The following is an 18,884-nucleotide window of genomic DNA, read 5'->3' as shown; positions in this document are numbered from 1 at the left end:
CCCCAAACGGAAGTAACTCCTAATTTGACAGAACAGATGTAGCCAAATGAACGGATACAGTAAAGGCCAATGGCGTTAATTCCCTAAAAAGTGTCTGACACCGTTTGTGGAAAATCATATGTCAGAGGATTTTGGTTCTTTCTATAAATTAGCGGGACAATCAGTGATACAAACCTAGAAGTCATATCAATTTAACACTCTAACGATAAAAGAATATTCGCAAAATGCTTGCAATAAACAAAAAGTAAGAATAGAATATGAATAGAGTTTTAATAGAGTATAACAAGGGGTGATTGCTTGATGGAAATTAAACTGTTTTATAAAACTCAGAGAGAGCTTGCGGATGCGATCAATAAACTAATCGATTCATATTGGAACAACGAAATTAGTGAACCGGATTTAGTCGCTCATTTGACTTCTTTATATGCTAATAATAAAAGTAAAATTAGAAAAAGTGACGATTTCACATCCATATTGAAACAACAATGTGGGAAGAGACGATTAGAAGTATATGAACGTATATTATTGATGACGGAAAATGAAAAATAAACTGGAGGTGTTGTAATGTCTATAGAAAAGTTGAAATTGTCAAACTTCACCGTGTTTTCAAAATTAGATATTGATTTTTCCGAAGGGATTAATATTTTAATTGGTGAAAATGGAACGGGTAAGACTCATATAATGAAGGTTTTGTATTCGGCTTGTCAAGCAAGTCGAAAAGAAGTAAGCTTTTCACAAAAAATTGTAAAAGTATTTCGTCCAGACGGTCTAAATATTAGCAGACTTGTTTCAAGAGGGAAAGGCGGAGATACGGCCAGTATTGATGTTCTGTCTTCCAATGGAGCAATTAAAACTAAGTTCACAACAAAGACTAAGAAATGGGATGCAGATACAACGGGTGAAGCCAGATGGGAAAACACAAATGCAGAGTTGATAAGCACATTTATTCCTGCAAAAGAGATTCTATCAAATGCTTATCAGTTTGAAGCGGCTTATCTTAAAGGTGTTATCGATTTTGACGAAACGTATTTAGATATAGTGACAACTGCAAAAATTGATATCAATCGCGGTCCTGATAAAGCAAATAATAAGAAGTATTTAGAAAAATTAAAAGAAACCATGCTTGGAACCGTTACAATAAGTGATGAAAAATTCTACTTAAAACCAGGTACACAAGCAAAAATAGAATTTCATTTAGTAGCTGAAGGGTTAAGAAAACTTGCATTGCTATGGCAACTCATTAAGAACGGTACGCTAGAAAAAGGAACTGTTTTATTTTGGGATGAACCCGAAGCAAATTTAAATCCAAAGGCTATTCCTAGCATTGTAGAAATATTATTAGATTTACAAAGAGACGGTGTTCAAATCTTTATTTCAACGCATGATTATGTTCTTGCTAAATATTTTGAAATAAGAGCGCAGGAAACAAATAAAGTGCAGTATTATTCGTTGACTAAAACGGATGCAGGTAACGTTGATATTAATACCTGTAAGAATTTTAGGGATCTTAAGAGTAATCCTATAATTTCAGCATATGACACTCTTCTTGAAGAGGTTTTAAATAAAAATATGGGAGATTGATATGCCAAAACATATATTTGTTGAAGAAAATAGGAACTTTAAAATTATTACAGAGTATGCGGATGAATTTATTGAGTTAAACGCTGTTTATCACAAGACGATTTTAAGCGATGTGGATCTGATCATTGCAAAAGACAATGAAGTGATTTTAATGGAATATAAAAATGCAAATGTTCCTAATGCCTCAAATCCAGAGGTGTTTGAAGAAAAGTTGAGTCATGATGATCACTATAAAAAAATTGCAAGAAAATACTATGATAGCCTGATTTATGTTGCCAATAGTGAGCTTAAAGCTGATGTTAAAAAGTTTTATTATGTTATAGAAGCAAAAAACCTTGATTCTGTTCTTCGAGCAAGAATTGCAGGAAAAATAAAGATGAAATTGCCTTTTGGATTTAAGTCAGATTTAGGACTATTAAAAAGTTTTATTGACGAATTTCATGTTGTAAGTATTGAGGAGTGGAATAATGTATATTCTGAGTATGCATTTACAGCATGTTAATTATAGTTACAGTTTCATAATCCAGTTTCGCACAAACCCGCTACCGTAGGCTGTATCGCGTACTTCCCATAAGCGCATCATAGGGTAATTGGTTGCCCAACTTTTGGCTTTTGACACTCTAACTGTGTTTCGATTTCTAAAAAATTCTTGAACTTTAAAAAAAATGATGGTATACTCGTCTTGTACAACGGCGTACAAATTTGTAAAGAGCATTGAAGCTCGTAGTGATCACACGATAACTACGGGCTTTTTTTGTACAAAAGGCATAGACCTCAAAATTTTACAATTGTACGGAGGCATACATGACATCAGAAAAACAGAGAGTGATACAAGAATATGTGCCTGGTAAACAGGTGACATTGGCCCATTTAATCGCAAATCCCAGAGCAGAAGTTTGTAAGAAATTAGGTCTAAACGAAGATCAGACAGGTGCCATAGGCATATTGACCATTACGCCAAGTGAAGGGGCCATCATTGCAGCAGACATCGCCACAAAAGCATCGGGTGTGAGCATCGGGTTTTTGGATCGATTCAGTGGATCGCTTGTGATCGTAGGGGATGTGGGCAGTGTTGAAGAGGGGCTCAAAGAAGTGATTAAAGTGTTAGAAGAGAACTTGAAATTCACGCCAACGCATTTGACAAGGTCATAAAAGATGGGGAAAATCATCTTTATGGGTAAGACGGGTGTGGGCAAAACGACATTGATCCAAAATTTAAGAAACGAAACGATCACCTATAAAAAGACACAGGCCACCGAATTTCAGGGTCATTATATAGATACGCCTGGTGAATATATTGAAAATCCAAGATTTTATAACGCACTGATTACATTATCGCTTGATGCTGATGTGGTGGCACTTGTACAAGATGTCACCTCAGAGGAATGTTACTTTCCACCGGGATTTGGCGATATGTTCAATATAAAAGTCATAGGCATTATGACAAAAATCGATCAAGCGGCACACCAATTTCAAAGGGCTGAACAGTTCTTAAAAGAGGCAGGTGCTGAGATCATATACGGTGTAAGTGCTTGTACCAACGAAGGTATGGACGTTTTGGTTACCGAACTCAAACGATGGCTCTAAAAACCGTTTGAATGAATCCAGTGATCAAGAGGGAACTTATAAGGGGGATAAGATATGAGTAGGAAAATTGTCATTGCAGATGATGAACCTATTACGCGAATGAATATCGCTGAAATGCTTGAAGAGGCAGGTTACAATGTTGTAGGACAAGCAGTGGATGGCTTTGATGCAGTGGAGCTTTGTAAAAAGCATCATCCAGATTTGGTGATTTTAGACGTGAAGATGCCGTTATTGGATGGTCTCATGGCAGCTAAAATTATTAAAGAAGAAGGTCTTAGATGTGGTGTGATCCTGCTGACGGCATACAGTGGCAAAGAATTTGTCGATAAGGCAAAAGAAGTGGGCGTGCTCAATTATTTGGTAAAACCGGTTACAGAGAAAGCGATACTACCAGCGGTTGAAATCGCCATACACAAAGCAGAAGAATTTCAAAAGATTAAAGATGAAACCGAAAAAATAAACGAAAGATTAGAAGCGAGAATTTTTATAGATAGAGCTAAAAGCAGTCTTATGAAAAGAGACGAAATTAACGAAGAAGAGGCTTATAACTATATTCGAAAGATGAGCATGGACAAAAGATGTTCCATGAAAGAAATTTCACGTATCATTTTACTCAATGAAGAGACGAGGTGATCAAATGCTCGAAAAGCTCTGTAAGGAATTTACCAATTTAAGTTCAAAAGACATTCATCAGCTGATATCGGTTAGAGAACAGACTCAATTGATGGCGAACTTGATGAATGCGGATGTTTTTATTGATTGTATGACGAGAGAATCTGGCGTGGCAATCGTAGTGGCAGAGGCAAAACCCGCTACGCATAAATCGATGTATAAAGATACAGTGGTTGGGGAGTTTGCCTTTAGACATAATGAACCTGCTGCAATAAGAACACTTGAACTTGGAATGCCCACAAGAGACTTGAGAGCGATAACACAAGAAGATCAAATCGTTAAACAAAATGTGGTGCCGATTAAAAATGAACACGGTGTCACTATTGGTTGTTTAATCGTTGAAACGGATGTCTATGAAAAAGAAAATGAAAATGCACGAATGCAAATTCTTTCAGAAACTACAGAACAACTCACTGAAACATTGATGGATTCCATGAATGAGAAAATTTTGATACAGCCTTATCTCAATGATGGAATCGTCATCTTTGATAGACATGGGATGTCGCAGAGCTTAAATCCTGTGGCGGCTCAACTCTACAGGAAATTGGGCTATTTAGATGAACTTGTGGGCATTCCATTTGATAACTTAGTCTTAGATGGGAGCCGTTTTGAAGATGTCATTAAGATGACTTCGATGAAAGTTTCTGAAGTTGATATAAGTCATTTAACACTAAAAGTAAAGTATGCAGGGATGAAGTTTAGCAATTCAGACCTTGCAGGGATGGTTATGGTAATCAAGGACATCACAGACGAAAAGGCAATTGAGAAGGAACTGATTTCAAAATCAGTTGCCATTAGAGAAATTCATCATAGAGTTAAAAATAACTTACAGACAATCGCCAGCCTTTTAAGACTACAATCTAGACGTATTGAAAATGAAGAAGCCAAACGCGCATTTGAAGAAAGCATTAGCCGAGTGATTAGCATAGCGGTTACACATGAAATTTTGGCACAAAATGGTGTAGACGATGTGGATATAAAGACGATTTTAGAACGCATCATTATGAATGCCATGAGTATGCCAAGTGACTCTTGTCAAGTGGATCTCTATATAACCGGAGATACTTTTAAGATCAGTTCAGATTTAGCGACTTCTATTGCACTTGTGGTCAATGAGCTCGTTCAAAATAGCATGCAATATGCCTTTGTGGGTAGAAAAGAAGGCAACATAGAAGTCAAGATTCTACAGGGCATTCAGTACTCCAGTATTTTAGTGCAAGATAATGGTGTTGGATTTAACATCGAAAATGCCAGAGAAGGCAGCTTGGGAATGAAAATCGTCAAAAGCATCATCACAGATAAACTCAAAGGCTGCTATTCCTTGGAATCTAACGGCGAAGGCACAAAGGTCAGCTTTGATTTCAAAATGAAAGCCGATTTAACTTCATAAACGCATGACAATGAAGTCTTGCATAACACATAACGATGACGTTATAAGCCCAATACACTTGGGTTTATGCGTCATTTTTTTATACACCCTTTAGTTTGGAACTGAGTTTAGGACATCAACAAGGAGGTAGCATGAAAGAATCCATGATCAGCGTAGGCATAGACATAGGCACTTCCACAACACAACTCGTCTTTTGTAAGATGATCATTGAAAATACAGCCTCGGCGTGGACGGTTCCCACTGTGAAAATTGTAGACAAAGAAGTTCTTTTTAGAAGCGATATTTACTTTACACCGCTAAAGAGTTCGGATGTCATAGATGCGGAAGCCGTTAAGCAACTTGTCTTAAAAATTTACGAACAGGCGCAGATGCAACCAGAAGCTGTGGACACAGGTGCTGTCATCATCACAGGGGAAACCGCGCGCAAAGAAAATGCCAAAGAAGTTTTAGAGATGCTCAGTGGGCTGGCGGGCGATTTCGTAGTGGCCACAGCAGGTCCAGACTTAGAGGGCATCCTCGCTGGAAAAGGGTCGGGTGCCTGTGCGTATTCGAAAGCCCATAGCTGTACGGTGATGAATTTTGACATAGGCGGGGGCACCACCAATGTGGCCATCTATAAAAACGGAGATGTGATAGATGCGGCTTGTTACGATATCGGGGGCAGACTTATAAAAGTAGATAAGCAAGGTAAAATCGACTATCTATCCGAAAAAGTGAAGGCATTATCTGCTAAAATGGCGCTCCCGTTGGTTATAGGTCAAATGGCGGATGTGAAAGACTTAAAGCGCATCACTGATACTATGGCAGAAGTCATGGTGAGCATCGCAGAAAGACGAAATGGTGCGCACATTGACTTGCCGAGTGCTCAAGAAATTTTGATCACCAATCATGATCTTAAGACATTTGATCCAATAGAGGCCGTTTTCTTTTCTGGAGGTGTTGCAGACTGCATGATAGAAACGACAAAACCATGGCATACTTATGGTGATATAGGCTTTTTACTGGGTGAGAGCATTCGAATCGCATTTGAAAAGACAAAAGTCAAGGCAGTCCATGCAGATGAAACCATAAGGGCGACTGTAATCGGGGCAGGGACGCATACCACAGATATCAGTGGGAGTACGATTCATTACGATCGGGCACTTTTGCCGATTCAAAATATACCCATTATCAGGCTGACAGAACTAGAAGAAAAAAGTGACTCAAAGGCGAGAGTAGAAGCGATTACAAGCAGAGTTAAGTGGTTCATCTCCCAGTCGGATCAATCTTTGATGGCGCTTTCGCTAAGGGGGCATAAAAGCTATGGCTTTGATGCATTACAAGCACTTGCAAGCGACATCGTAAAAGGGATGAGGGCCGTTATTGAGGCCAAATTACCTTTGATTATACTGGTAGATCAAGATTTGGCAAAATCTCTAGGACTGAGTATTAGAGGGAATCTATCACCGGAATATCCAGTGATTTGTATAGATTCAGTATCTGTAGACAATGGAGACTACATTGATATTGGAGTGCCTGTCGCCGATGGACAGGTGGTTCCAGTGATTATAAAGACCTTGCTGTTTGGGTATTAAAACAGACCAATAAGAGGTGAGAGGAGTAAAAAAGATGAGACTCAAAACATCATTGTTTGGACAAGTTTATACGTTCGGATCAGTCAAAGAAGTTTTGGCGAAAGCGAACGAAGAAAAATCAGGCGATAAACTTGCTGGAATTGCTGCAGAGACGGTAACAGAGCGCGTAGCAGCGAAAGAGGTTCTAAGTCACCTAACCTTAGAAGATCTTTATAACAATCCTGTAGTGCCATATGAAGAAGATGAAGTCACACGCATCATCTATGACGATTTAAATCGGGTGATTTATAATGAAATCAAAGATTTCACAGTGGGTGAATTTAGAGAGTGGTTATTAGATGATCATGTAACTGGGGATATGATTAAACGGATTTCAAGAGGCTTGACATCAGAGATGGTGGCAGCCGTGACCAAGTTAATGTCTAACCTAGACCTCGTGTATGCGGCAAGTAAGATCAGAATCACAGCACACTGTAATACAACGATCGGCGAAGAGGGCATTTTAGGCTTTAGACTTCAACCGAATCATACAACAGATAATTTAGATGGCATTATGGTCTCACTTATGGAGGGGCTCACTTATGGTATCGGTGATGCGGTTATAGGCCTGAATCCAGTAAATGACACCGTTGAAAGCGTCTATAATGTCCTCAAAATGTTCGACGAGTTTAAACGCAAGTGGGAAATTCCAACACAACAATGCGTTTTGGCACATGTGACGACGCAAATGGAAGCCATCAAAAAAGGGGCGCCATCTGATATGATTTTTCAATCAATAGCGGGGTCTCAGAAGGGAAATGAAGCCTTTGGAATCACAGCAGATATGCTACAAGAAGCGAGAGAACTCGTTCTCAAGCAGGGCACAAGTGCAGGACCAAATGTCATGTACTTTGAAACGGGCCAAGGATCAGAACTTTCAAGTGACGCACATCACGGTGCGGATCAAGTGACCATGGAAGCGAGATGCTACGGCTTTGCGAAACGTTACCAACCTTTCTTAGTGAACACCGTGGTGGGCTTTATTGGACCAGAGTATCTTTATGACAGCAAGCAAGTCATCAGAGCGGGTCTTGAGGATCACTTCATGGGTAAGTTAACGGGTATCCCAATGGGTGTTGATGCCTGTTATACCAACCATATGAAAGCAGATCAAAACGATATTGAGAACTTGGCGGTGCTTTTATCAGCAGCAGGTTGTAACTACTTTATGGGCGTTCCAGCAGGCGATGACATCATGCTAAATTATCAGTGTACCGGGTACCATGAGGCACAAACGCTTCGAAGTTTGTTAAAACTCAAGCCGATCAAAGCCTTCGAAGTGTGGATGGAAAAAATGGAATTTGTAAAAGAGGGTAAACTCACAAACCGCGCAGGGGATGCGTCGGTGTTTATGAAATAGAGAGGAGGGGTCGAAGATGAATGAAACCAATTTGAAAAGTATCATTGAACAAGTCATTAGAGAACTCAATGTTGCGGATGAACCCTCAAAGGCAAATGTGTCAGCATGTCCTTTAAATGAAACCACTTGTGATGTTCCAGAGATTACAGCTTATGAAATGGAGAACTATTTTGAAGTGCCATCAGCAGAAAATAAAGATGCGTATTTGAACTATAAAAAATCAACACATGCTCGTGTAGGGATTTGGAGAGCGGGTCCGAGATATACCACACAAACGATGCTGAGATTCAGAGCGGATCATGCCGTTGCACAAGATGCGGTCTTTACGGACGTATCAGACGAACTCATTGAAAAATATGGCTGGCTTAAGTTACAAACAGCTGTAACCAATAAAGACGAATATCTCACAAGACCCGATTTGGGCCGTATTATCGATGATGAATCCATCGCCCTTTTAAAGGCAAAGGCTAAAGCATCTCCGAGAGTTCAAATTTATATTTCGGACGGCTTATCGTCCACTGCAATAGAAGCCAATGGTTATGACACTTATAAAGCCATGGAACAAGGTCTAAAAAGCCATGGCATAGAAGTGGGCACACCTTTCTTTGTCAAATACGGTAGAGTGCCTGCTATGGACCATGTTTCTGAACTTTTGGGTGCAGAAGTGACTGTCATCTTAATCGGTGAAAGACCAGGTCTTGCAACAGGTGAATCCATGAGCTGTTATATGATCTACAAAGGCAAAGTAGGTAATCCAGAATCACTTAGAACAGTGGTGAGTAACATTCATAAGAACGGCACACCAGCAGTAGAGGCGGGTGCACACATCGCTGATATTATCAAACGCATACTCTCAGAACAGAAAAGTGGCGTTGATCTAAAATTATAGGAGGCGTATCATGAGAAATGATCCATTAAAAGTGACGGTTTTAAGTGTCAAATTGATTCCAAATGTGGATGAGTGCATGAGAGAAAAATTAAACTTACCAGAAGGTCACCGTTCTGTGGGCATGATCACAACGGATTGTGACGATGTGGGTTACACCGCACTTGATGAAGCGACTAAAAAAGCAGAAGTTGCAGTGGCATATGCTAAATCGTTCTACGGTGGTGCGGCCAATGCCAACACGAAGCTTGCTGGGGAGTTCATCGGTATTCTTTCAGGCCCAACGCCAGCAGAAGTGAGAAGCGGTTTAAATGCAGCGATTGACTTCATTGAAAATGAGGCTTGTTTCTACAGTGCTAATGACGATGATTCCATTGCATACTACGCACACTGTATTTCAAGAACAGGCAGTTATTTATCTGAAACTGCTGGCATACCAGAAGGTGAAGCGATTGCGTATCTCATTGCACCGCCAATTGAAGCCATGTATGCACTGGATGCAGCGCTCAAAGCAGCAGATGTAAAAATGGCAGCCTTCTTTGGACCACCTTCTGAAACCAATTTCGGTGGAGGGCTATTGACAGGAAGTCAATCGGCATGTAAAGCAGCTTGTGACGCCTTCGCAGATGCGGTTAAATTCGTGGCAGACAATCCAACGAAATACTAGGGTGAGACCATGAGTAAAGCCATTGGACTCATTGAAACCAAGGGATTGGTCGCTGCAATTGAAGCACTGGATGCGGCCCTTAAGGCGGCAAATGTGACTTTACAGAGTAAAGAGCTCACAGATGGGGGTTGGGTGATGATCACAGTCACAGGTGATGTGGGTTCGGTAACGGCAGCTATAGAGGCAGGCGGTGCAGCGGCTAAGCGTGTTGGACAACTGATCACAGCACATGTGATTCCAAGGCTCTCTGACGAGGTCTTTGCAATTGTGACACCTGCGATGCCAGATCAAACAGTGAATGCAGTAAATTTGCCTATTGTTGAACCTTTGACGGAACCTGTAGCAGAACCTGTAGCGGAGCCTGTAACAGAACCTGTAACAGAACCTTTAGCAGAACCCGAAAAAGATGCGGCAGAAGTTAAAAACAGCACCGTGAACTTTAAAAATAAAAACTATCAAGTGTTTGCAAAGGGTGGTATTGATAGGTTGAAAGTGGTTCAGCTCAGACAACTTGTGAGACAACTCAATCTGGATACTATCGATCGAAGCTTGATCAAATTTGCAAACAAAGAACAACTTATAAAGGCAATTAGAGACCATATGAAAGGAGGACATTTATAATGACGACACTTGATAAAGACTTAGCCTCCATACAAGAAGTGAGAACACTTGTAGCACGTGCAAAAATGGCTCAAAAACAAATCGCATTATTACCACAAGAAAAAATAGATGAGGCCATTGAAGGACTTTCAAAAATTGCATATGAAAATGCCGAGTCTTTGGCAAAACTTGCCCATGAAGAAACAGGCTATGGCAAGTGGGAAGATAAAAAAGCTAAAAACGTATTGGCCAGTAAGACGCTCTGTGAGTACATGAGGCCTATGAAAACCATCGGCGTGATTGAGGAAGATCCAGACCTTAAAATTTTAAAAATCGGAACCCCTATGGGTGTTATTGCAGGGCTTATACCTTCAACAAATCCGACCTCTACGGTTATTTATAAAGCCCTTATTGCAATCAAGGCGGGGAATTCAATCGTATTTAGTCCCCATCCTGCGGCGCTTAAATGCATCACGGAAACCGTGCACGTGTTGAGGGAAGCTTGTTACCTACATGGCTTGCCAGAAGATACAATTAGTTGTGTGACCATGCCTACCATTGAAGCGACAGATGCACTTATGAAGCATGCAGACGTCAACATGATTCTCGCAACGGGTGGGTCAGCCATGGTAAAAGCGGCTTATAGCTCTGGCACACCAGCACTTGGAGTTGGACCGGGGAATGTGCCTGCGTACATTGAAAAAACAGCAGATGTAGATGTGGCAGTGGCACGAATTTTTAAATCCAAACAGTTTGACTACGGCACAGTATGTGCTTCCGAACAGTCTATTGTCACAGAAAAATGTATTGAGCAAAAGGTAAGAGAGGCTGTTATTAAAAAAGGCGGGTACTTCTTAAGGGGTGAGGATCTCGAAAAAGTAAAACGCATTATGGAACGGCCCAATGGCGGCATGAACCCTCAAATCGTAGGGCGATCGGCGCAATATATCGCAGAACTTGCAGGGATTGAAATACCACCGCAAACACAGCTATTAGTCAGTGATGAACCGGGGATTGGTAGTCGCTTCCCATTTTCAAAAGAGAAGTTGACACAGCTCTTAGGCTTTTATGTGGTGAACGATTGGCAAGAGGCGTGTGAAACGTGTATCGCATTACTTGAAAATGGTGGCTTAGGACATTCTTTAGCCATTCACTCAAATGATGAATCGATCATAAGAGCATTTGCTATGAAAAAACCTGTATCACGATTCTTAGTCAACACACCTTCAACGCATGGTGCGGTGGGATTGACCACAGGACTTGCACCTTCATTTACATTAGGGTGCGGTACAGTGGGGGGCAGTGCTACCGGTGATAATGTAACACCGTTGCACCTCATCAATTTAAGATGGGTCGCATATGGCCTTGATGAAGCACCCGAAAAGGAAGCTTCAACCGGTGCCACACAAGATGAAATTGCTATGATTTGTAAAATGGTACTCGAGCAGCTCAACCGCTAGGACCAGAAAATACCGTGGCTTAGTGGATCGTTAAGGTCAATTGAAAATGAAATTTAGAGGCAACACTAAAAATTAAATTATATGAGGAGGCAATATTATGGCTACTATGAATGCGCTTGGAATGATTGAAACTAAAGGTTTGGTAGGTGCTATTGAAGCAGCGGATGCAATGGTAAAAGCAGCAAATGTAACACTTGTAGGTAAAGAAAAAGTGGGTGGAGGCCTTGTAACGGTACTCGTTAGAGGCGATGTTGGCGCAGTTAAAGCGGCAACGGATGCAGGTGCTGCTGCAGCTGAACGCGTAGGCGAACTGATTTCGGTGCACGTTATTCCTAGACCACATGGAGAAGTTGAACTCATTTTACCTTCCACGAATAGAACTGCGGAATAAGCGTTATTTTCACGAATCCCCTAAGGGGATGGAGAGGAGCTTTTCATGAGTTTAATTACAGAAGCTGCGCTCAGAGCAATGCTAAAAAAAGAAACTCTAAGCACTCTGAAAATCCAAAAGGGGGACATTGTGACCCCTTCTGCGAGACAATTTCTAAGGGAGAGAGGCATCGCTCTGATCACAGACGATTCCCTCGATCATATCCCTAAAAGTGATAAAAGTGAGGCAGCACCTATTAAAGAAAATCATTATAAAGGTTTCGAACCTATGGAAACGGGCATCAAACCTAAGTTTGTTTCCTACTATGATGGTGGTTTTTATGAAGTTAAGCCAGAGTACATGACGCATTTAAGGGGCAATCAATTGGTCTTTAAAGATGATCCGAGGATTCTCTTCAGAGGTAAAATGGACAGCATTCAAGCACTTGTCCTAGAAATTCAATATAGACTCTTAGACTCAAAACCAGCACTTCAATCAGAACTCAAAGAACTTTTAGAAGTTTTTAGAGGATTGCTCAGAGCTGAAGTGCTTGATGAACCCATAGAAATTGATAAAGTGATTGGATTAACAGATGTTGAGATCAGAGAACACTCCCATTATCCTAAAAAATACTATGATATTGAGCATTTCTTACCAGATGTGAGCATGGGTATAGAGATTATTGAACTCAATCGATTGAGAACCTATATTAGAGAACTTGAACTGTGTGCCCTGTGTGCCTTTAAAAAAGGCAATGACATTTCACGTAAGGATATTATACAGTTATTAAATCGTTTGAGCAGTGTGGCTTATATTATGATGTGTCGGATAAGAGGGCAGTATTATAAATAAAGTGAGTTGAACATGGAAAATCTAAAAATAGAAGCGATTGTGAAAGCAGTTGTTCAAAAATTGAAAGATCAAGAAGTCCCTAAAATCAGAGTTGAAGCATCAGGCAGACACGTTCATCTAAGTAAAGCAGATGCAATGACCTTGTTTGGGTCCACAGAACTGACAATTGATCGCGAACTCTCTCAACCAGGGCAATATCTGTATAAAGAGAAGGTTATGTTGATCGGTTCTAAGGGCGTCATAAAAGCAGTGGCGATTTTAGGCCCTTGTAGAGACAAGACACAAGTCGAACTGTCGATGACGGATGCCAGAAGCATCGGATTAAAAGGGGTCGTGAGAGATTCAGGAGATTTAGATCAGACAGAAAGTGTCATTATAGCGCATGCGGGTAAATGCATAACGGCTGTTTCGGGAACTATTGTGGCTAAAAGGCACATCCATATGACACCTGATGATGCAATGCTCTTAAAGGTAAAAGACAAACAAGAAGTTTCCGTATATGTTTCGGGGATGCGTCCTGTTATTTTTGACAAAGTGCTTGTGAGAGTAAAGGCAGATTATCGTTTGAGCATGCACATTGACTATGATGAGGCCAATGCGGTGGGATTGGATAAAAATGCGGTTGGTAGAATCGTCGAGGTTTCTCTATGAACCTCGAAAGTGCCAATAAAACCATCGCAAAAGTCGTATCAGCCCTTGAGCACACACATGATTTTGAAGGGGAATTGAGGGTTGGCATTGACCTTGGCACAGCGTATATCGTATTGGTGGTCATCGATGAAATGGACGAGCCTGTTGCTGTTGAAATGGAATTTGCAAAAGTGTTAAAAGATGGGCTCGTTGTGGATTATATAGGGGCTTGTCAGATTGTAAAACGGCTTAAGCAGAAACTGGAAGAGCGGCTTAATGTGGAACTTATTAAAGCAGCTATTGCAGTGCCACCAGGAACTGGACATCAAGATTCAAATACACATAAATACGTTGTGGAAAGTGCGGGATTTGAAGTGACAGCCATAGTGGATGAACCTACAGCGGCAAATGCTGTTATAAAACTTAAAGACGGTGTGATCGTCGATGTGGGGGGCGGTACCACAGGCCTTTCCATATTGAAAAACGGCGAAGTGATTTATACGGCAGATGAAGCCACAGGTGGGACCCATGTAACCCTTGTTTTATCAGGGCATTATCATTTGACTTTTGATGAAGCCGAGGCCTTGAAAAAGAACACCAGTAGGCAAAGAGAGGTCGTTCAGGCTGTAAGACCTGTATTCGAAAAGATGGCCTCAATCGTTAAAAAGCACATAGAAGGCTATGAAATTCAGGAAATATGTCTAGTGGGCGGCACTTGCCTCTTGCCAGGTGTGGAACAAATATTTGAAAGCGCAACGGGCATTAAAACTTTTAAACCCAAGCAACCTTTGCTGGTGACACCGCTTGGTATTGCACTGTTTTGTGAAAGAGAGGAGAGGCTATGACTTATGAGATAGATCAGATTGTAAAAAGGGTGCTCCACAAGCTCGGACAACTGAAAAAGGTCAATATCATTTCAAATCTCAATTATTCAGTAGACCTTAAAAACCAGCTAGAGCAAGCCTTTTTCATAGAGGAAAAGGCGATCTTAGACACAGGTGAAAAGGAGATTGATGTCTGGATACCAGAACTCACTTGTAAACAGCTCATGTCCGTGTATCAGGGCTTGCCTGTAGATGCACTCTCTGAAATCGTCATAGAAGCATTGCTTAAAGGGTATAAAATCGTGGTTTTAAAAGCCTCCGTAGAGCTTCTTAACATTCAAGCGGTGCGAACCCCCTTTATCAATCGTTATTTTGAAGCACTCGGAATATTAGAACAAAGCGGTTTGAATATTAAGGAAAAAATGGATGATGACAATTTGGAGCCTGTTTTGAAAGCGGGTCGAAGGATTGACCAAAGTCAAGAAGTTGTATCAAAATGTGTTGACTTGAATCAAAAGGTACTTACGGAGAGTCAGCTGATTCATTATTTAGGTCAAAATATTGAAGTGGTAAATGTCAATTCAAATGCGATTATAACCCCTTCAGCTCAAGATTTTTTAAGACAAAACCCAATCAGATTGAATAGGAAGTGATTTTATGATCGTAGGCAAAGTGATCGGAAATGTATGGGCTACAAGAAAAGAAAACGCCTTAAATGGTTTGAAATTGCTGGTCATTAAACCCATTGATCACTATTCTGGGGTCGACAGGGCGGAGCTGGTGGCCGCAGATGCCGTGGGTGCTGGAATAGGCGAGACGGTGCTCGTGGTCACAGGAAGTTCTGCAAGGCGAGCGCTGGATAAAGCACTTTGTCCAATCGATGCCATGATCGTGGGGATTGTGGATGAAGTGGAAATTGATCGAAGTGTTGAGCTTAAGTAGCAAAGTGCGAGGAGGCAACATGGAATTGATTCAATCCATTAAGGAAGCAGGTGTGGTTGGGGCAGGTGGCGCAGGGTTTCCAAGCCATATCAAGCTCAATACCACAGTAGAAACGCTGATCGTCAATGGTGTCGAGTGTGAGCCCCTTTTAGAAACAGACAAGTATTATATGAGACATTTCGCAGAGGAACTCATAAGAAGCATTGAAATAGTAGGCACGCATTTAAAAGCGACTCGAAAGATCATTGGCATCAAAGCCAAGTATAAAAAAGAAATCCAGTGCCTTGAGCATGCGATTCAAAAGCAAAATTCAAAAATAGAAATTAAAGCACTTGAGAGTTTTTACCCTGCGGGCGATGAGCAAATGTTGGTGAAAGAAATCTTAAATCTCTCTATTCCGCCAGGTGGCATTCCACTTGCAGTGGGCGCGGTGGTCAGCAATGTGGCGACGCTATTAGACATTGAAAAGAGTATTCAAAATGTGCCTGTGACCAGTAGAGTGATTACGGTGACAGGGGCAGTCAAGACCCCCACACTTATAAAAGTACCCATAGGGACGTCCATAAAGGCATGTCTTGATTTGGCAGGTGGGGTCTTACCGACTCTATATGCAGTGATATTAGGGGGGCCGATGATGGGTGCCGATTGTAACATGGCAGCGATAGAAAGTACTTTTGTAACGAAGACTTTAGGTGGTATTATTGTATTACCTGAAGCGCATCCTATTATTACGAGTAAGCGGCTCAGTTTTAAGCATATTATAAATCGAGCGGCAAGCAGTTGTATCCAGTGCAGGATGTGTACAGATCTCTGTCCGCGATTTTTAAACGGACATCCGCTTTGGCCTCATAAAGTCATGCGTGCTATAGGCAATGGTGAAAAATCGTTAGAAGCTTATGAATCGGCACTTTTATGTTGTGAATGCGGTATCTGTGAGCTCTATGCTTGTCCCATGGGATTGTCGCCTAAAACAGTGAATCAAAAGGTGAAGCAAATGCTGCTCAGCAGTGGTTATAAGCGAAAAGTGACCTCTGAAAGCGAGCCCGTAATCACAGAAGCGCATGATATGAGACCTTATAGAAAAGTATACTCCAATCGATTGATTGCCAGAGTGGCATTATCGGAGTATGCGCAAATTCATTTAGACGATTTGGTTTCGTATACGCCTCCCCAAGTGACGATTGGCTTAAAACAGCATATTGGCAAACCTGCTATCCCTTGCGTTAAAACGGGTGATGTTGTCGAGGCAGGACAGTGCATTGCAGATATTGAAGACGGTGCAATGGGTGCCCGTGTACACGCCAGCATATCGGGAACCGTTACGGTGATCGAAAATGCTGTTGTCATAACAGAAGGCATACAGAAGGAGGCGAGACATGATTAGAACATTAGGCTTAATAGAACTCAATAGCATCGCGAGAGGCTATGAAGTTGCAGATGGCATGGTCAAAGCCGCAGAGGTCAAATTGTTAAAAGCGCACTCTGTATGTCCGGGAAAGTTTCTTGTAATGATTTGTGGCGATACTGGGGCTGTGAAGGCATCCGTGGAAGCGGGTGTAGAGATTGGTCGTGAGGCCATTGTGGACCAGCTGGTACTGCCTAACTTGCATCCAGATATTATACCTGCAATCACAGGTTCTTCTCTAGTTGTTTTACAAGATGCACTGGGGGTACTTGAGTTCTTCAGCATTGCCACGGCGATAATAGCAGCGGATGCCGCTGTAAAAGCAGCAAATGTTGCCCTGATTGAGTTGAGATTAGGATTTGCTCTAGGAGGCAAGGCGACGCTGACGCTTACGGGAGATGTCAGTGCCGTGGAAGCGGCAGTAGAAGCAGGTGTTGAAAGTACACTGGAAAATGGCATGCTTGTGGGTAAAACAGTAATTCCAAGACCGCATTCATCTTTGATGAACGCGATATTATAGAAAGAGGTGAGGTCGATTTCAAAGAGACTGGTAACCAAAAATAACGTTGAAAGCTTCATGGATAAGACTCGAGAAGCCATCTATATGGAGGCCGATATGATATTGACGCCTGGTGCTAAAGATGTGCTTAGAAATCTAGGTGTGACCATCAAGTTTGGCAGTAAACCTTGTAAAGAAAATGAAAAAGCTCAAGCCCCAACTTCTACATGTGACATTCAAAAGGGTGAGCGCGCAGCAGAATCAGGTGAAGTTGAACACATTAAGTCACAAGTACTCAACATGCTTCAAAATGATTATGGCATAAAAGATACACGTGTAATGGCTAAAATTTTAAAAGGTGTCCTTGAAAAACTTTAAAATTGCATATTAGGTTAGGGTGTTAATGCGAAACTGACTTTTGACACCCTAACCCTATAAAACGGAGGGGAAATCATGAGTATTAATGTAATTATAGTTTATATTATGGTGGGCTTTATGGTCCTTGGTGCACTAGACAAAATCATAGGGAATAAATTTGGATTAGGGGAAAAATTTGACGAAGGTATTATGGCAATGGGTTCTTTGGCAGTTGCAATGGTAGGGGTTGTTTCACTTGCGCCTGTTCTTGCAAAAGTGTTGAAACCTATTGTAGTGCCTGTTTATGCTGCACTTGGTGCAGATCCAGCCATGTTTGCTACAACACTTCTTGCAAACGACATGGGCGGATATCCACTTGCGATGGAACTTGCACTCACAAATGAGGCAGGCTTGTTTGCAGGTCTTATCCTAGGCGCAATGATGGGTCCAACCATCGTCTTTACGATCCCAGTCGCACTGGGCATTATTAAAAAAGAAGATCATCCATTTTTAGCGAAAGGGGTCTTGGCAGGTTTAATCACAATTCCACTGGGTTGTTTAGCAGGTGGTTTAGTGGCTGGATTTGATGTGACCATGATTTTAAAAAATTTAGTGCCAATCATTTTAGTTTCAATTTTACTATCGTTAGGGTTATGGAAAATTCCTGAAAAAATGATCAATGGCTTTATCCTCTTTGGTAAGGGTGTGGTGATCATGATCACGGTAGGTCTTGCGGCCATTATCGTAGAAACGCTTACTGGAATCGTGATCATCCCTGGTATGGCACCTGTTTGGGATGGTATTGAAATCGTTGGGTCTATTGCAATTATGCTTGCGGGTGCATTTCCAATGGTTTATGTCATCACAAAAGTCTTTAGCAAACCGCTTATGAGACTTGGCAAAGTGCTCGGTATGAACGATGTTTCTGCAGCAGGTATGGTGGCTTCACTTGCGAATAACATTCCAATGTTCGGTCTTATGAAAGACATGGACGATAGAGGTAAAGTGCTCAATGTGGCTTTTGCTGTAAGTGCGTCGTTCGTATTTGGGGATCATCTTGGCTTCACTGCAGGTGTGGCGCAAGATATGATCTTTCCAATGGTCGTCGGGAAACTCGTTGCAGGTATTACGGCAGTTATGGTAGCATTACTATTTGTTAAAAAGACAGCACCTCATAAGGCATAGTTTG

The 18,884-nt window shown here is 41.4% G+C and carries 23 protein-coding genes; all 23 read left to right on the top strand.

Annotated elements, in window-relative coordinates; all coding sequences use genetic code 11:
* Nucleotides 1–300 precede the first annotated feature (300 nt).
* The 23 genes from F3D3_RS02420 (at nt 301) to eutH (ending at nt 18,880) form a co-directional block, all read left to right on the top strand.
* Nucleotides 301–549 (top strand): TIGR04540 family protein, encoded by a 249-nt coding sequence (locus tag F3D3_RS02420; RefSeq protein WP_069870890.1) that lies wholly within the window; start codon nt 301–303, stop codon nt 547–549.
* Nucleotides 550–564: 15 nt separating this feature from the next.
* The gene (locus tag F3D3_RS02415; RefSeq protein ID WP_069870888.1) at nt 565–1,581 is read left to right on the top strand and encodes an ATP/GTP-binding protein; all 1,017 of its coding nucleotides are present in this window, start codon (nt 565–567) and stop codon (nt 1,579–1,581) included.
* A gap of 1 nt (nt 1,582) precedes the next feature.
* Complete coding sequence (locus tag F3D3_RS02410; protein WP_069870887.1) at nt 1,583–2,083, top strand: hypothetical protein; 501 nt, start codon at nt 1,583–1,585, stop codon at nt 2,081–2,083.
* Nucleotides 2,084–2,385: 302 nt separating this feature from the next.
* Nucleotides 2,386–2,733, top strand: coding sequence for an ethanolamine utilization microcompartment protein EutS (gene eutS / locus F3D3_RS02400; protein WP_069870884.1), 348 nt, complete (start codon nt 2,386–2,388; stop codon nt 2,731–2,733).
* A 3-nt stretch (nt 2,734–2,736) separates the two neighbouring features.
* Nucleotides 2,737–3,168: a EutP/PduV family microcompartment system protein gene (locus F3D3_RS02395; protein WP_069870882.1), complete on the top strand. Its 432-nt coding sequence runs from the start codon at nt 2,737–2,739 to the stop codon at nt 3,166–3,168.
* Between the two features lie 54 nt (nt 3,169–3,222).
* On the top strand, nt 3,223–3,801 hold the full coding sequence (locus F3D3_RS02390) for an ANTAR domain-containing response regulator (protein ID WP_069870880.1): 579 nt from the start codon (nt 3,223–3,225) through the stop codon (nt 3,799–3,801).
* Complete coding sequence (locus F3D3_RS02385; RefSeq protein ID WP_242877061.1) at nt 3,785–5,230, top strand: sensor histidine kinase; 1,446 nt, start codon at nt 3,785–3,787, stop codon at nt 5,228–5,230. Before F3D3_RS02390 ends, F3D3_RS02385 begins: the two co-directional genes overlap by 17 nt.
* Nucleotides 5,231–5,361: 131 nt before the next feature.
* Entirely contained in the window at nt 5,362–6,804 is a 1,443-nt protein-coding gene (gene eutA, locus F3D3_RS02380) for an ethanolamine ammonia-lyase reactivating factor EutA (protein WP_069870877.1), read from the top strand.
* Nucleotides 6,805–6,838: 34 nt separating this feature from the next.
* A complete protein-coding gene (locus F3D3_RS02375) occupies nt 6,839–8,203 on the top strand; it encodes an ethanolamine ammonia-lyase subunit EutB (RefSeq protein ID WP_069870875.1) in 1,365 nt (454 codons plus the stop codon).
* A 16-nt stretch (nt 8,204–8,219) separates the two neighbouring features.
* A complete protein-coding gene (gene eutC / locus F3D3_RS02370) occupies nt 8,220–9,092 on the top strand; it encodes an ethanolamine ammonia-lyase subunit EutC (RefSeq protein ID WP_069870873.1) in 873 nt (290 codons plus the stop codon).
* A gap of 10 nt (nt 9,093–9,102) precedes the next feature.
* Nucleotides 9,103–9,756 (top strand): ethanolamine utilization microcompartment protein EutL, encoded by a 654-nt coding sequence (gene eutL / locus F3D3_RS02365; RefSeq protein ID WP_069870872.1) that lies wholly within the window; start codon nt 9,103–9,105, stop codon nt 9,754–9,756.
* A gap of 9 nt (nt 9,757–9,765) precedes the next feature.
* Nucleotides 9,766–10,377, top strand: a complete 612-nt coding sequence (locus F3D3_RS24975) for a BMC domain-containing protein (RefSeq protein ID WP_069870870.1) — start codon at nt 9,766–9,768, stop codon at nt 10,375–10,377.
* On the top strand, nt 10,377–11,816 hold the full coding sequence (locus F3D3_RS02355; protein WP_069870868.1) for an acetaldehyde dehydrogenase (acetylating): 1,440 nt from the start codon (nt 10,377–10,379) through the stop codon (nt 11,814–11,816). The genes F3D3_RS24975 and F3D3_RS02355 overlap by 1 nt, the downstream gene beginning before the upstream one ends.
* 97 nt (nt 11,817–11,913) lie before the next feature.
* Entirely contained in the window at nt 11,914–12,207 is a 294-nt protein-coding gene (gene eutM, locus F3D3_RS02350) for an ethanolamine utilization microcompartment protein EutM (RefSeq protein ID WP_069870867.1), read from the top strand.
* Nucleotides 12,208–12,252: 45 nt separating this feature from the next.
* Complete coding sequence (locus F3D3_RS02345) at nt 12,253–13,038, top strand: hypothetical protein (RefSeq protein WP_069870865.1); 786 nt, start codon at nt 12,253–12,255, stop codon at nt 13,036–13,038.
* A 12-nt stretch (nt 13,039–13,050) separates the two neighbouring features.
* Nucleotides 13,051–13,689, top strand: coding sequence for a phosphate propanoyltransferase (pduL, locus tag F3D3_RS02340; protein WP_069870863.1), 639 nt, complete (start codon nt 13,051–13,053; stop codon nt 13,687–13,689).
* Nucleotides 13,686–14,513, top strand: a complete 828-nt coding sequence (eutJ, locus tag F3D3_RS02335; protein ID WP_069870861.1) for an ethanolamine utilization protein EutJ — start codon at nt 13,686–13,688, stop codon at nt 14,511–14,513. Before pduL ends, eutJ begins: the two co-directional genes overlap by 4 nt.
* Complete coding sequence (locus F3D3_RS02330; RefSeq protein ID WP_069870859.1) at nt 14,510–15,145, top strand: hypothetical protein; 636 nt, start codon at nt 14,510–14,512, stop codon at nt 15,143–15,145. Before eutJ ends, F3D3_RS02330 begins: the two co-directional genes overlap by 4 nt.
* 4 nt (nt 15,146–15,149) lie before the next feature.
* Nucleotides 15,150–15,434, top strand: a complete 285-nt coding sequence (locus tag F3D3_RS02325) for a EutN/CcmL family microcompartment protein (protein ID WP_069870857.1) — start codon at nt 15,150–15,152, stop codon at nt 15,432–15,434.
* Nucleotides 15,435–15,453: 19 nt separating this feature from the next.
* A complete protein-coding gene (locus F3D3_RS02320; RefSeq protein ID WP_069870855.1) occupies nt 15,454–16,818 on the top strand; it encodes a 4Fe-4S dicluster domain-containing protein in 1,365 nt (454 codons plus the stop codon).
* Entirely contained in the window at nt 16,811–17,359 is a 549-nt protein-coding gene (locus tag F3D3_RS02315) for a BMC domain-containing protein (RefSeq protein WP_069870853.1), read from the top strand. Before F3D3_RS02320 ends, F3D3_RS02315 begins: the two co-directional genes overlap by 8 nt.
* Before the next feature lie 57 nt (nt 17,360–17,416).
* A complete protein-coding gene (locus F3D3_RS02310) occupies nt 17,417–17,716 on the top strand; it encodes a hypothetical protein (protein ID WP_139131995.1) in 300 nt (99 codons plus the stop codon).
* A gap of 75 nt (nt 17,717–17,791) precedes the next feature.
* Complete coding sequence (eutH, locus tag F3D3_RS02305) at nt 17,792–18,880, top strand: ethanolamine utilization protein EutH (protein WP_069870850.1); 1,089 nt, start codon at nt 17,792–17,794, stop codon at nt 18,878–18,880.
* The last annotated feature ends 4 nt before the right edge of the window (nt 18,881–18,884 follow it).

This window comes from Fusibacter sp. 3D3, from assembly GCF_001748365.1.
Classification (GTDB): Bacteria; Bacillota; Clostridia; order Peptostreptococcales; family Acidaminobacteraceae; genus Fusibacter_A.
This window is presented reverse-complemented; position numbering and strand designations above follow the sequence as displayed.

Bases quoted from the DNA above. Each gene is read 5' to 3' on its own strand.
- F3D3_RS02385 (WP_242877061.1), top strand. From the start codon at position 3,785: ATGAAGAGACGAGGTGATCAAATGCTCGAAAAGCTCTGTAAGGAATTT.
- eutA (WP_069870877.1), top strand. From the start codon at position 5,362: ATGAAAGAATCCATGATCAGCGTAGGCATAGACATAGGCACTTCCACA.
- F3D3_RS02310 (WP_139131995.1), top strand. From the start codon at position 17,417: ATGGATAAGACTCGAGAAGCCATCTATATGGAGGCCGATATGATATTG.
- F3D3_RS02415 (WP_069870888.1), top strand. From the start codon at position 565: ATGTCTATAGAAAAGTTGAAATTGTCAAACTTCACCGTGTTTTCAAAA.
- F3D3_RS02345 (WP_069870865.1), top strand. From the start codon at position 12,253: ATGAGTTTAATTACAGAAGCTGCGCTCAGAGCAATGCTAAAAAAAGAA.
- F3D3_RS02420 (WP_069870890.1), top strand. From the start codon at position 301: ATGGAAATTAAACTGTTTTATAAAACTCAGAGAGAGCTTGCGGATGCG.
- eutC (WP_069870873.1), top strand. From the start codon at position 8,220: ATGAATGAAACCAATTTGAAAAGTATCATTGAACAAGTCATTAGAGAA.
- F3D3_RS02410 (WP_069870887.1), top strand. From the start codon at position 1,583: ATGCCAAAACATATATTTGTTGAAGAAAATAGGAACTTTAAAATTATT.
- F3D3_RS02355 (WP_069870868.1), top strand. From the start codon at position 10,377: ATGACGACACTTGATAAAGACTTAGCCTCCATACAAGAAGTGAGAACA.
- pduL (WP_069870863.1), top strand. From the start codon at position 13,051: ATGGAAAATCTAAAAATAGAAGCGATTGTGAAAGCAGTTGTTCAAAAA.
- eutH (WP_069870850.1), top strand. From the start codon at position 17,792: ATGAGTATTAATGTAATTATAGTTTATATTATGGTGGGCTTTATGGTC.
- F3D3_RS24975 (WP_069870870.1), top strand. From the start codon at position 9,766: ATGAGTAAAGCCATTGGACTCATTGAAACCAAGGGATTGGTCGCTGCA.
- eutM (WP_069870867.1), top strand. From the start codon at position 11,914: ATGGCTACTATGAATGCGCTTGGAATGATTGAAACTAAAGGTTTGGTA.
- eutJ (WP_069870861.1), top strand. From the start codon at position 13,686: ATGAACCTCGAAAGTGCCAATAAAACCATCGCAAAAGTCGTATCAGCC.
- F3D3_RS02395 (WP_069870882.1), top strand. From the start codon at position 2,737: ATGGGGAAAATCATCTTTATGGGTAAGACGGGTGTGGGCAAAACGACA.
- eutL (WP_069870872.1), top strand. From the start codon at position 9,103: ATGAGAAATGATCCATTAAAAGTGACGGTTTTAAGTGTCAAATTGATT.
- F3D3_RS02390 (WP_069870880.1), top strand. From the start codon at position 3,223: ATGAGTAGGAAAATTGTCATTGCAGATGATGAACCTATTACGCGAATG.
- F3D3_RS02330 (WP_069870859.1), top strand. From the start codon at position 14,510: ATGACTTATGAGATAGATCAGATTGTAAAAAGGGTGCTCCACAAGCTC.
- eutS (WP_069870884.1), top strand. From the start codon at position 2,386: ATGACATCAGAAAAACAGAGAGTGATACAAGAATATGTGCCTGGTAAA.
- F3D3_RS02315 (WP_069870853.1), top strand. From the start codon at position 16,811: ATGATTAGAACATTAGGCTTAATAGAACTCAATAGCATCGCGAGAGGC.
- F3D3_RS02375 (WP_069870875.1), top strand. From the start codon at position 6,839: ATGAGACTCAAAACATCATTGTTTGGACAAGTTTATACGTTCGGATCA.
- F3D3_RS02325 (WP_069870857.1), top strand. From the start codon at position 15,150: ATGATCGTAGGCAAAGTGATCGGAAATGTATGGGCTACAAGAAAAGAA.
- F3D3_RS02320 (WP_069870855.1), top strand. From the start codon at position 15,454: ATGGAATTGATTCAATCCATTAAGGAAGCAGGTGTGGTTGGGGCAGGT.